The sequence below is a fragment of the Pseudomonas frederiksbergensis genome, from assembly GCF_003732705.1.
GTDB lineage: Bacteria > Pseudomonadota > Gammaproteobacteria > Pseudomonadales > Pseudomonadaceae > Aquipseudomonas > Aquipseudomonas frederiksbergensis_F.
Genome location: NZ_MOBR01000002.1, coordinates 54,263 through 67,267, shown reverse-complemented (window position 1 = coordinate 67,267; position 13,005 = coordinate 54,263). Strand labels below are relative to the sequence as shown.

9 protein-coding genes are annotated in these 13,005 nt (G+C 58.4%); 4 read left to right on the top strand and 5 right to left on the bottom strand.

Annotation, left to right across the window (positions count from 1 at the left end; all coding sequences use genetic code 11):
* Positions 1–6 precede the first annotated feature (6 nt).
* The 4 genes from BK667_RS00980 (at position 7) to BK667_RS00965 (ending at position 2,837) form a co-directional block, all read left to right on the top strand.
* Positions 7–429, top strand: coding sequence for a hypothetical protein (locus BK667_RS00980; RefSeq protein ID WP_123596551.1), 423 nt, complete (start codon positions 7–9; stop codon positions 427–429).
* 126 nt (positions 430–555) lie between these two features.
* Positions 556–933 (top strand): UCP019853 family protein, encoded by a 378-nt coding sequence (locus BK667_RS00975; RefSeq protein WP_148060120.1) that lies wholly within the window; start codon positions 556–558, stop codon positions 931–933.
* A gap of 348 nt (positions 934–1,281) precedes the next feature.
* Entirely contained in the window at positions 1,282–1,605 is a 324-nt protein-coding gene (locus BK667_RS00970) for a hypothetical protein (protein WP_123596549.1), read from the top strand.
* Between the two features lie 392 nt (positions 1,606–1,997).
* Positions 1,998–2,837, top strand: a complete 840-nt coding sequence (locus BK667_RS00965; RefSeq protein WP_123596548.1) for a 23S rRNA (adenine(2030)-N(6))-methyltransferase RlmJ — start codon at positions 1,998–2,000, stop codon at positions 2,835–2,837.
* 124 nt (positions 2,838–2,961) lie between these two features.
* Here the strand turns inward: BK667_RS00965 and msrA are convergent, their stop codons facing one another.
* The 5 genes from msrA to aceE form a co-directional block, all read right to left on the bottom strand.
* Positions 2,962–3,609, bottom strand: coding sequence for a peptide-methionine (S)-S-oxide reductase MsrA (gene msrA, locus BK667_RS00960; protein WP_123596656.1), 648 nt, complete (start codon positions 3,607–3,609; stop codon positions 2,962–2,964).
* Between the two features lie 168 nt (positions 3,610–3,777).
* The gene (locus BK667_RS00955) at positions 3,778–6,471 is read right to left on the bottom strand and encodes a sensor domain-containing phosphodiesterase (protein ID WP_123596547.1); all 2,694 of its coding nucleotides are present in this window, start codon (positions 6,469–6,471) and stop codon (positions 3,778–3,780) included.
* A 230-nt stretch (positions 6,472–6,701) separates the two neighbouring features.
* A complete protein-coding gene (locus BK667_RS00950; RefSeq protein WP_123596546.1) occupies positions 6,702–8,096 on the bottom strand; it encodes an alkaline phosphatase D family protein in 1,395 nt (464 codons plus the stop codon).
* A gap of 273 nt (positions 8,097–8,369) precedes the next feature.
* Positions 8,370–10,334, bottom strand: coding sequence for a dihydrolipoyllysine-residue acetyltransferase (gene aceF / locus BK667_RS00945; RefSeq protein ID WP_123596545.1), 1,965 nt, complete (start codon positions 10,332–10,334; stop codon positions 8,370–8,372).
* A gap of 11 nt (positions 10,335–10,345) precedes the next feature.
* A complete protein-coding gene (gene aceE, locus BK667_RS00940) occupies positions 10,346–12,991 on the bottom strand; it encodes a pyruvate dehydrogenase (acetyl-transferring), homodimeric type (RefSeq protein ID WP_123510934.1) in 2,646 nt (881 codons plus the stop codon).
* Positions 12,992–13,005: the final 14 nt, after the last annotated feature.

The following is a 13,005-nucleotide window of genomic DNA, read 5'->3' as shown; positions in this document are numbered from 1 at the left end:
TTAATAATGATAGATCCAAGCAGTGGTCAGCCGTATGTTCCAACTCCGTCGTATTTTTTAGGGTGCTTTGATATATACGATAGAGAGGAGACGCTGGGTGAAGAGTTAGAGGCGTTCGATCCTAATAATCCAGCAGATAGGGAAGTACTGATTCGCGAATATTGTTTTGATCGTCGATGGAAGCCGCCGTATCGACAAAAATTTTTGATGGTGAAATGTTTAGAGGAAGCTTTGCAGGATGGCGAATATGATTTTCAGGCGTTGCTGAAATATGATCCTGAAGCATATTCCTCATTTCCTGATGGGTGGGATGAGATGGAAGATGTTCGTGGTTTTTTTGAAGATATACTTAAACTGGCTCTCATTGAATGGAGAGATGATCTTCAAAAAGCGGGCTTAGAAGATCCAAGCACTTGGGTGACTGTGTAGGGCATGATATTGATATGTATGTGAATAGTTTGTTGAATGGCATGTCGTTGGTAGGCCTTTAGTTGTTGTTTTTTTTGGTAAGGTAGTAAGGGGTGGGGTTTGCAATAAAAGTTGTAGGGTCTTCAAGTGATAGATAAGTATGTTGTGATTGTCCTGGCAGTAAGTCTCATCGTTGAAGAAGAAGTTGTATTGCTTGTTAATGGCGTGGAAGTTAAATGCTTTACGAGCTGCTGCCCTGAAAAAATTCAGGTAGGGCGATCCTATGAGGCTGCGTTCGAGATAGCCCTTCCTAATGATGACTTCATTACCGTTGCAGAAAAGCGGCCCGACTCACTGATTGAAGTGATAGGTGATGGATTTTCATGCTTTCTATATGGCTATTTGGACGGTAGTGTCTTCCGATCCTTCGTTGACTTTATGGATCAGGAAATCCACTACGATTATCCAGCGCTTAACGAAGAATTCGTCAAGGTCAGGGTGGACAGAATTGATGTGTCTTTCTGATTTAGGAGCGAAATTTCCGGACAAGTCCATCGGAAGTTTCCTTCAAGCTGTGGCGGCTTCCATGAACTGGTGCGATGTGAGATCGGTGGATAGTCTTTGGCTGTCACTGCGAATTCAGTGGCAGGGTGTAGGAACCCTTGGAGATTCACCGCGCATCAGCGCTGTCGTTTGATTGCGGCACTTAATTCGTGTCCGTAAGATCGTTCGCGGCAGCTTTGCGCGGGACACGCTTCGGCGTGGCTGAGTTTGGTGGATTTCCTCAGTTTCCTACTCCCGCGCACGGCTGCCACCCAAGCCCGTAGGAAAGGCCGTTGGTAGCTTCAATTTATCCACCAAGGTCTAAAAAATATGAAAACTCTTCACCCCGACCCACCCTACGAAAAACCAATCCCCCATCCCGATAACCGCTACATGGCACTCACCAGCAATTGCTGTGAGATGCCTACCTTATTTGTCGATACCCATGCCCCGCTCGATATCTTGTATGACGCCGCCAATTATCGAATCCGCGCCGTTACCCAGGTGCTTGAGAACCTGTCCATGCGCGGTTCAATCGAGTGTGATTCGATGATTCTCAGTGACTTTGCCTTGCTCTGCGCCATTCCGTTGCGCGATGGGTGTGATGTGCTGGATGTGGTTGGGCGGCGGTTGCGGGCTCGGTCGCCGGAGTAGGGCTAAGCGATGATCGTTCCCACGCTCCTGCGTGGGAATGCAGCCCGTGACGCTCTGCGTCACCTCGGTGTCAGGCGCGACATCGGTGGTGCGGCTGGAACGCGGAGCGTCCCGGTCTGCATTCCCACGCGGAGCGTGGGAACGATCGTGCGTCGGTGTTTCGTTCCCACGCTCCTGCGTGGGAATGCAGCCGTGACGCTCTGCGTCACCTCGGTGTCAGGCGCGACATCGGTGGTGCAGTTGGAACGCGGAGCGTCCCCGGCGGCATTCCCACGCGGAGCGTGGGAACGATCACCGTGTGGCGTCAGGCGCGATCAAGTGCCCGCTCGGCCGTGAACCCCTGACGTTCGGCTCGGTACAAGGTAAACTTCCCGGCCTTCGCAGGAGCAATCATGAATTATCGTCACGCCTTCCATGCCGGCAATCACGCCGATGTGTTCAAACACCTGACTTTGACCCGCCTCATCGCCCTGATGTCGCGCAAGGAGCAGCCGTTTGCCTATCTCGACACTCACGCCGGTATTGGTCTGTATGACCTGCAGGGTGATCAGGCGAGCCGTACCGGTGAGTATCTGGAAGGGATCGCGCGGTTGTGGGATCAGCCGGATTTGCCGGCGCTGACCGCCGATTACATGAAGGTGTTGCACGACATGAACCCGGATGGCCAGTTGCGCTATTACCCGGGATCGCCGGAGTTGGCGCGGCGCCTGACGCGGCCGCAGGATCGGGTGATGCTCAACGAGAAGCACCCTGAAGACGGTTTGCTGCTCAAGGACAATATGGCCGGTGATCGTCGGGTGAAGGTTCACCTTGGCGAAGGCTGGCATGTGCCTCGCGCGATGTTGCCGGTGCAGGAGAAGCGCGCGGTGATGTTGATTGATCCGCCGTTCGAGCAGCTCGATGAGATGCAGCGTTGTGCGGCGTCGCTGAAAGAGGCGGTGGGGCGGATGCGTCAGACCGTGGCGGCGATTTGGTATCCGGTGAAGGACCAGCGCTTGCTGCGTCGTTTTTATCAGGATTTGGCTGGCTCGGGCGCGCCGAAGTTGTTGCGGGTGGAGTTGTTGGTGCATCCGCTGGATACGCCGAACAGCCTGAACGGTTCGGGGTTGGCGATTGCGAATCCGCCGTGGGGGCTGGAAGAGGAATTGCGTGAGTTGCTGCCGTGGTTGTCCCAGAAGCTGGGGCAGACCCAGGGTGGGTGGCAGATGGATTGGTTAATTGCGGAGAGTTGATCGCAGATCAGATGAATCTGTGGCGTCTGACTTGACGCCTTCGCGGGCAAGCCTCGCTCCTACAGGGGATTGCGTAACCTTGTAGGAGCGAGGCTTGCCCGCGAAGCTTTTCAGCGTTCGAACATCAAATCGGACAAACCACGCCCGTACCGCCAATCCCGCAATACCCTTCAGGGTTCTTCGCCAGGTATTGCTGGTGATAGGCCTCGGCGAAGTAGACCGTCGGCGCTTCGTCGATTTCGGTGGTGATGGTGCCTTTGCCAGCCTTGGTCAGTTCAACCTGGAACACTTGTGCGCTGTGCTTGGCGGCGGCCAACTGATCGGGGTTGGTGGCGTAGATCACCGAGCGGTATTGGGTGCCGATGTCGTTGCCCTGGCGCATGCCCTGGGTTGGGTTGTGCAGTTCCCAGAACATATTCAGCAGCGCTTCGTAGCTGACTTTCGCCGGTTCGTAGACCACCAGCACCACTTCGCTGTGGCCCGTCAGGCCGGAGCAGACTTCTTCATACGTCGGGTTCGGCGTGAAGCCGCCGGCGTAGCCCACCACGGTGCTGACCACGCCTTCGCGCTGCCAGAATTTGCGTTCCGCGCCCCAGAAGCAGCCCAGACCGAAGATCGCGAAATCCACGTTCATGTCGAACGGGCCCAGCAACGGCGCGTCGTGGACGAAGTGTTTTTCCGGCAGGTTCATCGGGGTTTCGCGGCCAGGCAGAGCTTGTTCTTTAGTCGGGAGCACGTTTTTGTTCACCAGAATTTCCGAGCGCAAGACCATCATCAGTCCCCTCAGTCAGGTTGAATGTAAATTGTCAGACACGCAGTTTGCCCAATTATCCCTGTGGGAGCGAGCCTGCTCGCGAAGGCGGCATGACATTCAACATAGAGGGGACTGACACACCGCTTTCGCGAGCAGGCTCGCTCCCACAGGGAAGGCGGTGTGGTTTCAGGCCAGAGGGCCACGCGGGTAGCGTTTGAGCTTTTCGATCAGCTCGGAACCCGGGATCGGGCGGTCGAACAGGTAGCCTTGGCCGACGTCGCAGCGGTGGCGGCGCAGGAACGCCAACTGCTCGGCGGTCTCGATGCCTTCAGCCACGACCTTGAGTTTCAGGTTGTGGGCCATGGCGATCACCGCGGAGGTGATTTCCATGTCGTCCTGGTTGTCCGGGATTTCGTGGATGAAGCTGCGATCGATCTTGATGATGTCGATCGGGAATTTTTTCAGGTAGCTGAGCGACGAGTAACCGGTGCCGAAGTCGTCCATGGCCAGGGTCAGGCCCAGGCGCTTGAGCTGGTCGAGCTGCAAGTGGGTGTCTTCGGTGGCTTCCAGCAGCAGGCCTTCGGTCAGTTCCAGCTCCAGCAGGTTCGATGGCAGGGCTTCTTCCTTGAGGATGCTGGCGATGGACGCCACCAGGTCCGGGTCAGAAAACTGCTTGGGCGAGAGGTTGATCGCTACCTGAAGATTGCCCAGGCCAGCAGCCGTCAATTGCTTGCTCATGCGGCAGGCCTGGCGGGCGATCCACTTGCCGATCGGAATGATCAGGCCGGTTTCTTCCGCCACGCTGATGAACTGGTCCGGGCGGATCATGCCTTTTTCCGGATGGTTCCAGCGCAGCAAGGCTTCCATCCCCAGCAGACGACCGCTGCGCAGGCACAGCTTGGGCTGGTAGAACACGTCCAGTTCGTTCTGGGTCAGGGCGCGGCGCAGGTTGTTCTCGACGAACAATTTGTAGCTGGCCTCGGCGTTCAACGCTTCGGTAAACACCTGAACCTGATGCTTGCCGTTGGCCTTGGCCTTGTGCAGCGCCAAACCGGCGTTGCGCATCAGCGTCTGCGGGTCACGACCGTGCAGCGGCGCGCAGGCCAGGCCCACGGAGCCGGTGACGCTGATCAACTGGTTATCGACGAACATCGGTTTGTCGAGGGTCGCCAGCAGTTGGTTGGCGACTTGCTGGCCGGCCGAGAGGTCGGTGTTGTCCAGCAGTACGGCGAATTCGTTACTGGCGAAACGCGCCAGGCTGCCGCTCGGGCTCAGGCTGTTGCGCAGGCGCCGAGCGAGGCTGATCAGCAGTTTGTCGCCGGTCTGGTGGCCGAGGCTGTCGTTGATCCGCTTGAAGTTGTCGATGTCTACCAGCAACAGGCTGATCGGGGTATCGCTGTCTCGGGCGAAGCGTTCGTCCAGGTTACGGATAAACGCCGGGCGGTTGCCGAGGTTGGTCAGGTTGTCGGTGTAGGCCAGGCGCTCGATGCGCTGCTGCGCGAGCTTGGTCTGGGTGATGTCTTCGTAGATGCCGATGTAATGCGTCAGCTCGCGGTTGTCGCCATACACCTTGGAGATCGACAACTGGCCCCAGTACGGTTCGAGGTTTTTGCGGCGGCTCTTGAATTCGCCCTGCCAGCTATTGCTCTTGGCCAGTGCCGAGGGCGCGTCGAACAGCAATTCGCTGAGGTTTTCCAGCGCCGGCAGTTCCGACAACCGCTGGCCGTGGACTTCCTCGGTGCTGTACTGGGTGATCGCGGTGAAGCTCGGGTTGACGTACTCGACTACGCCGTCGCAGTTGACCAGCAAAAAGGCGTTGGCACTTTGTTCCACCGCACGCTGGAACAGGTGCAGGGCGCTGGTGGCGGTGCGGCGGTTGTGGTTGTTGATGACCTGGGCGAATTGATCCGCCAGCTCGCCGGCAAAGGCAATTTCATCGGACTGCCAGGCGCGGGTCGCGCCGGTCTGCTCCAGGCACAACACGCCGACCACCTGGCCATCGACGCGGATGCTGGCGTCGAGCATGGCGTTGACGTCCCGCGGGCGCAGGCTCTCGGCCATGTCCCGGGTGCGCGGGTCGCGGATGGCGTTGTGGGCATCGATGGCGCGGCTGGTGTGCAGGGCGTCGAGGTAGTCGGGGAAGCTGCTGGCGTCGATCGGCTCCGGCATCAGGTATTCCTGAGTGGCGCGGTGATACGACGAGATCGGCACCAGGGTTGAGCCTTCAAGGTTCCACAGGCTGGCGCAGTCGATTTCATAGATATCGCAGGCGCAGCGGGTGATCAGCTCAGCAGCTTCTTGCAGGGAGTTGCCGGTGCTGTAGCGCTGGCGGGTCAGCAGCAGGATCAGGTCTTGCTGGGCACGCACCCGGTCCAGATGCTGCAGTTGTTCCTGCTGGGCGCGCTGGTTGAGTTCCAGAGCGATTTGCAGGCGCGAGTTCTGGGTTTCCAGGTCCAGGGCCGGCAACAGCGGCTCACCGTCGAACAGGCCGTCCACGACCATCAGGTAGCCGCGCAGCAGGTGTCGATTGTGTTGTTTGTAGGCTTCGCCCAGTTCCAGCAGGCTCAAGGTGCCGGCGGCGGTGTGCAGGGTGTAGCGGATCAGGTAATGCGGACTGTCGGCGAGTTGCAGCTGGATCGTGTCATGCAGTTGATAGCGCGCTTCGGGCTCCATCAGGCTGGCGTAGGGCGAACCGACCAGGGCACAGAGCTCCACCGCCGGCAGGCCGAATTGTCGTTCGCAATTGGGATCGAGAAACAACAGCGCCCAGCTTGCTTCATTCAGCCGTTCGAAACGCAGCATGCCGAGCCGCGAGGGCACAGGCAACTGCGTCACTACCTCGGCCACCATACGGCTGGCGGCATCGGGTTGGCTTTTCATGGGGGGGAACTCGCTTCGAATATGCTGATCGCGCCGGGCTCTCGCCCTCTTAACTGTTGCCTGCGGCAAGGTTGCATCATTGCAGCACCGACTGACAAGAGACATGAAGGCCAAGTGCTATAAGAATATGTCGGCAGGAGAGAGGATTTCTCCAGCGCAGGGGTAAAAGTAATGATTTTTCTGAATTGAACACTGTCCTGTGGCGAGCTCGCTCGCCACAGGATTGCGACTTAATTTAAAGGAATGCTGATGGATTGCAGCAACTCACCCTCCCGATCATGGTAATTGACCCGAATCTGCTCAGCCTCAACCACCAGATGCGCAAAATTGTCCTGACTCACCACCTCGCTCGTCAGTTCATGCCGATAGTCGCCGGCTGCCGTTTGCGCCAGCGGTTGATCAAGGATAAAGGTCGATTTCGAGGCATACGGCAGCAGTTTGCTGTTGCACAGCGGCGACGACACGATGGTGTGCACCTCGAAGTCCGGATCCTCGCTGTGGGTCAGACGACTGGTCAGGGAGCCGTGGACATCGCCGGAAACGAAGAAAACGTTCTGGATACGGTGTGTACGAATGGTCTCCAGCAGCCGCAGGCGTTGTTCCGGGAACGCTTTCCAGGCATCGTCGCCGAGGTTTTTGCGGTCGGGGTAGAACATCACGCTGGTGACCACAAATTTGACCCGCGCCGGGCTATGGATCAGCCAATTGAGCAACGCTTGCTCCTGTTCTTCGTCGAGAATGCGTCGATCATCGGCTGACAGATTACGTCGGCTCCGGCTATCGGTGACAAACCATTCGATATCGCCTTCGGCAAACTGATACCAATAGTGTTCAAGTTTTCGGCTTATTTGCCCGTTGCTCAATAGTTCATGCGCGGGGCTGTGGCTGGCTTGATACAGCTCATAAGCAGCCATGGCATTTTCATACAAGTAGTCATCACTTTCGTTTTTATTGGCAGGCCAGTTATCTTCGATTTCATGGTCGTCGAGGATCATGTAAGTCGGTGTGCCGGACATCAACTTGCGAATATGGGGCTGGGAAAACGCCGCGCGGTACTTGGCAAGTATCTCTTTCTGTTCCCGGTCAGGCGCAATGAGGTTCAAGTCGTCGATATAGACCTGGTCCCCGGTCATCAGCGTGGCGCTGATGGGCGGATCGGCCTGTTCCGCCAGTTGGGTGATCGAGGCAAAAATCCGGTCACCCAACTGCGGCAGCGACGCAATGCCTGCGGTCAGGCGCAGATACCTGCACGACCCGACGATATAGGCACGCGGCAATAAGCGCTGACTGGAGCGAGTGCGGAAACGATAGATCTCCCGCGGCCATTGCAGCGGCAATTCCTGCACGGTTTCCACGGTATGCACCGGGTTCATGGGGCTGAACCAGCCAGCCTGGTATTCGTATTCGGTATCTTCACCCAGATTATTCAAGGCAATGACATCGCACCTGTCTCGCAAGCGTGACAGTTTGGCAAACACGCCTTTAGTCCAGCGTTCATCGCCTACGCGCCGATAACGGATGCCGGCAAATACACTGTCGCTATGTTGAGAATCTCCGCGCAGGAAAATGCGCGCGTGGTTAGTTGTAGTGTGGCCAATAATCGGGCCGATAGTCGGTTTGAACATATTCGAATCCATTCGAAGTAACGCTAACTAAGCTATTGAGAGTGTCAAAGTTCAGACTGAACTTTATGGAACGAAGCCTAGTTATTGGCTGGCAAAAAATATCGCGCCGAAGGGGACTGGAGTTGTGGGCCAAATCAGCCACGGATGTAGGAAGACGCCAGGTTTTGCTCAGGCAAAAAAAGCCCCGCCAAATTGGCGGGGTTGAGGTACGAGCGTGGCGCTCGGAAATCGTGGAACGCAACAGGCCCTCCGGTGAAGGAGGGCCCGTCGGTGTTACAGCAGAATGGTGCGGATGTCCGCCAGCAGGTCGCTCAGACGCTTGGTGAAGCGTGCAGCAGCGGCGCCGTTGATCACACGGTGATCGTAGGACAACGACAGCGGCAGCATCAGTTTCGGCTGGAAGGCTTTGCCGTCCCAGACTGGCTGGATGGTTGCCTTGGAAACACCGAGGATCGCCACTTCCGGCGCGTTGACGATCGGCGTGAAGCCGGTGCCGCCAATGTGGCCGAGGCTGGAAATGGTGAAGCAGGCGCCTTGCATGTCGTCAGCGGTGAGCTTCTTGTCGCGGGCCTTGGCGGCCAGCACAGCCGCCTCAGCAGCAAGCTGCAGAAGGCTTTTCTGGTCGACGTTCTTGATGACCGGCACCAGCAGGCCATCCGGGGTGTCGACCGCGAAGCCGATGTTCACGTACTTCTTGCGGATGATCGCCTTGCCGCTTGGTGCCAACGAACTGTTGAAGTCCGGCAGTTCCTTGAGCAGGTGTGCGCACGACTTGAGCAGCAGCGGCAGGATGGTCAGCTTGACGCCAGCCTTCTCTGCAACGGCTTTCTGCGCGATGCGGAACGCTTCCAGGTCGGTGATATCAGCCGAATCGAACTGAGTCACGTGCGGAATGTTCAACCAGCTGCGGTGCAGGCTCGACGCGCCGATTTGCATCAGGCGAGTCATCGGCACTTCTTCGGTTTCACCGAAGCGGCTGAAGTCCACGACCGGAATCGGCGGGATACCCGCGCCGCCGGTTGCGCCGCCAGCGGCCGGTGCTTCCTTGGCCTTCTGCATCATGGCTTTGACGTAAACCTGCACGTCTTCTTTCAGCACACGGCCGTGCGGACCGCTTGCGCCAACCGCGTTCAGCTCGACGCCGAATTCACGGGCCAGTTGGCGGACAGCCGGGCCAGCGTGAACCTTGGCGCCAGGCTTGGCCGGTGCCGCAGCAGGAGCGGCGGCAGCAGGAGTAGCAGGTGCAGCGGCGGCTGGAGCAGAAGCGGCAGGTGCGGCAGCAGCGGCCGGGGCCGGTGCAGCAGCAGGCGCAACGCCTTTGACTTTGAGCTTCAGGATCAGATCGCCGGTACCGACTTCGTCATCCAGCTTGATGGAAACGCTTTCCACCACGCCAGCGGCAGGCGATGGAATTTCCATGCTCGCCTTGTCGGATTCCAGGGTGATCAGCGACTGGTCGGCGGTGACGGTGTCGCCAGCCTTGACCAGTACTTCGATGATCTTGGCCTTGCCCGACGAGCCGATGTCCGGGACATGAATGTCCTGAACCGTGTCGGCAACCGGTGCCGCCGGAGCCGCAGCGGCTGGCGCTGGAGCAGCGGCGGCGGCCGGAGCAGCAGCCTGGGCTGGCGCGGCAGCAGCAGGGGCCGCAGCACCCGCCACTTTCAACGCCAGGATCAGGTCGCCGGTGCCGACTTCGTCATTCAACTTGACGCTGATGCTTTCGACCACGCCAGCAGCAGGCGATGGAATTTCCATGCTTGCCTTGTCGGATTCCAGGGTGATCAACGATTGATCAGCGGCGACGGTGTCGCCGACCTTGACCTGGATCTCGATGATCTGGGCCTTGCCCGACGAACCGATGTCCGGCACGTGAATCTGCTGGGTAGTTGCAGCAGCCGGCACGGCGGCTGGAGCAGCGGCGGCAGGTGCAGCAGCCGGTGCAGCTTCAGCTTTGGCGGCCGGCGCAGCAGCAGCGGTTGCCGCAGGGGCCGCAGCAGCGGCACCTTCGACTTCCAGCTCCAGCAGTTCGTCGCCTTCTTTCAGGCGGTCGCCGATTTTCACTTTCAGGCTTTTGACGACGCCGGCCTTGGGAGCAGGAATCTCCATGCTCGCCTTGTCCGACTCAAGCGTCAGGATGCTCTGGTCGGCTTCGATACGGTCGCCGACCTTCACAAAGAGTTCGATTACTTCACCTTCACCGCTGCCGATGTCAGGTACTCGAATGAGTTCGCTCACAGATTGTCTCCTCAGCAGTCCAGTGGGTTGAGTTTTTCCGGGTTGATCCCGAACTTGACGATAGCCTCAGCCACCACCTTAGGTTCGATATCACCACGGTCAGCCAAGGCTTCCAAGGCTGCCAACACCACGAAGTGACGGTCGACTTCGAAGAAGTGACGCAGCTTTTTACGGCTGTCACTGCGACCGAAACCGTCGGTGCCCAGGACTTTGAATTCCTTGGACGGGACCCACTGGCGAATTTGTTCTGCGAACAGCTTCATGTAGTCGGTGGAGGCGATGACCGGACCTTTACGGCCGTTCAGGCACTCTTCGACGTAGCTCAGCTTAGGCTTCTGGCCAGGGTGCAGGCGATTGGTACGCTCTACGGCCAGGCCGTCGCGACGCAGTTCGTTGAAGCTGGTAACGCTCCACACGTCAGCGCCGACGTTGAACTCTTCACGCAGGATCTTCGCCGCTTCACGCACTTCACGCAGGATGGTGCCGGAGCCCATCAGCTGAACGTGATGCGCCGCTTCGCGGGTGTCTTCTTCGAGCAGGTACATGCCCTTGATGATGCCTTCCTCGACACCGGCCGGCATGGCTGGCTGCTGGTAGGACTCGTTCATCACGGTGATGTAGTAGAAAACGTCCTGCTGCTCTTCGGTCATCTTCTTCATGCCGTCCTGGATGATCACCGCCAGCTCATAGCCGTAAGTTGGATCAAAGGTGCGGCAGTTCGGGATGGTGCCGGCCAGGATGTGGCTGTGACCATCTTCGTGTTGCAGGCCTTCGCCGTTCAGCGTGGTCCGGCCGGCGGTGCCGCCGATCAGGAAGCCACGGGTACGGCTGTCGCCAGCGGCCCAGGCGAGGTCGCCGATACGCTGGAAGCCGAACATCGAGTAGAAGATGTAGAACGGCAGCATTGGCTGGTTGTGGCTGGAGTACGAAGTACCGGCAGCGATGAAGGAGCTCATGGCGCCCGCTTCGTTGATGCCTTCTTCGAGGATCTGGCCCTTCTTGTCTTCGCGGTAGAACATCACCTGGTCTTTATCGACTGGCTCGTAGAGCTGGCCGACGGACGAGTAGATGCCCAACTGACGGAACATGCCTTCCATACCGAAGGTACGGGCTTCGTCCGGGATGATCGGAACGATGCGCGGGCCGATTTCCTTGTCCTTGACCAATTGCGCGAGGATCCGCACGAACGCCATGGTGGTGGAAATTTCACGGTCGCCCGAGCCGTCAAGGATGGCCTTGAGGGTATCGAGGGATGGCGTCGGAACGCTGATGCTCTTGGCGCGGCGCTGTGGCACGAAACCACCCAGTGCAGTACGGCGCTCGCTCAGGTAGCGGGCTTCGGCGCTGTTTGGCTCTGGCTTGAAGAACGGCAGGTTCTCCAGCTCTTCGTCGCGCACTGGAATGTCGAAACGATCGCGGAACAGCTTCAGGCTTTCAACATCAACCTTCTTGGTGTTGTGCGCGGTGTTCTTCGCTTCGCCGGCACCGGTGCCATAACCCTTGATGGTCTTGGCCAGGATGACGGTCGGTTGTTCTTTGTGGTTGACCGCTTCGTGGTACGCCGCGTAGACCTTGTACGGGTCGTGGCCGCCACGGTTGAGTTTCCAGATCTCGTCGTCGGACAGATCAGCAACCATCGCCTTGAGTTCTGGCGAGTTGAAGAAGTGTTCACGCACGAACGCGCCGTCTTTGGCTTTGTAGTTCTGGTACTCGCCGTCGATGACTTCGTCCATGCGACGTTGCAGGATACCGTCGACGTCTTTGGCCAGCAGTGGGTCCCAGAAACGGCCCCAGATGACTTTGGTCACGTTCCACTGAGCACCACGGAAAACGCCTTCGAGTTCCTGGATGATCTTGCCGTTGCCGCGAACCGGGCCGTCGAGGCGCTGCAGGTTGCAGTTGATGACGAAGATCAGGTTGTCGAGCTTCTCGCGGCCAGCCAGGGAGATAGCGCCCAGGGATTCCGGCTCGTCACACTCGCCGTCGCCCAGGAAGCACCAGACTTTTTGCTTGCCTTCAGGAATGAAGCCACGGGCTTCCAGGTACTTCATGAAACGTGCCTGGTAGATCGCCTGGATCGGGCCCAGACCCATGGATACGGTCGGGAACTGCCAGAAGTCAGGCATCAGCCATGGGTGCGGATAGGACGACAAGCCGTGACCGTCGACTTCCTGACGGAAGTTGTTCATCTGGTCTTCGGTGATGCGACCTTCCATGAACGCACGGGCGTAAACGCCTGGCGAGGTGTGGCCCTGGAAGTAGATCAGGTCGCCGCCGTGTTCGTCGGTCGGGGCCTGGAAGAAGTAGTTGAAGCCGATGTCATACAGGGTGGCGCTGGAGGCGAAGCTGGAGATGTGACCGCCCAGGTCCGAATCTTTCAGGTTCGTACGCATCACCATGGCCATCGCGTTCCAGCGTACCAACGAGCGAATGCGGCGTTCCATGAACAGGTCGCCAGGCATGCGTGCTTCGTGGGTAACAGGAATGGTGTTGCGGTATGGCGTGGTGATGGCGTAAGGCAATTGCGAACCGCTGCGGGTCGCCAATTCGCCCATACGGGTCATCAGATAGTGAGCGCGGTCTTCGCCTTCTTTGTCGAGAACCGATTCCAGGGCGTCCAGCCATTCCTGGGTTTCGACGGGATCGAGGTCTTGCATGGCTTGCTCCAGGG

Bases quoted from the DNA above. Each gene is read 5' to 3' on its own strand.
- BK667_RS00980 (WP_123596551.1), top strand. From the start codon at position 7: ATGATAGATCCAAGCAGTGGTCAGCCGTATGTTCCAACTCCGTCGTAT.
- aceE (WP_123510934.1), bottom strand. From the start codon at position 12,991: ATGCAAGACCTCGATCCCGTCGAAACCCAGGAATGGCTGGACGCCCTG.
- BK667_RS00955 (WP_123596547.1), bottom strand. From the start codon at position 6,471: ATGAAAAGCCAACCCGATGCCGCCAGCCGTATGGTGGCCGAGGTAGTG.
- msrA (WP_123596656.1), bottom strand. From the start codon at position 3,609: ATGGTCTTGCGCTCGGAAATTCTGGTGAACAAAAACGTGCTCCCGACT.
- BK667_RS00950 (WP_123596546.1), bottom strand. From the start codon at position 8,096: ATGTTCAAACCGACTATCGGCCCGATTATTGGCCACACTACAACTAAC.
- BK667_RS00970 (WP_123596549.1), top strand. From the start codon at position 1,282: ATGAAAACTCTTCACCCCGACCCACCCTACGAAAAACCAATCCCCCAT.
- BK667_RS00965 (WP_123596548.1), top strand. From the start codon at position 1,998: ATGAATTATCGTCACGCCTTCCATGCCGGCAATCACGCCGATGTGTTC.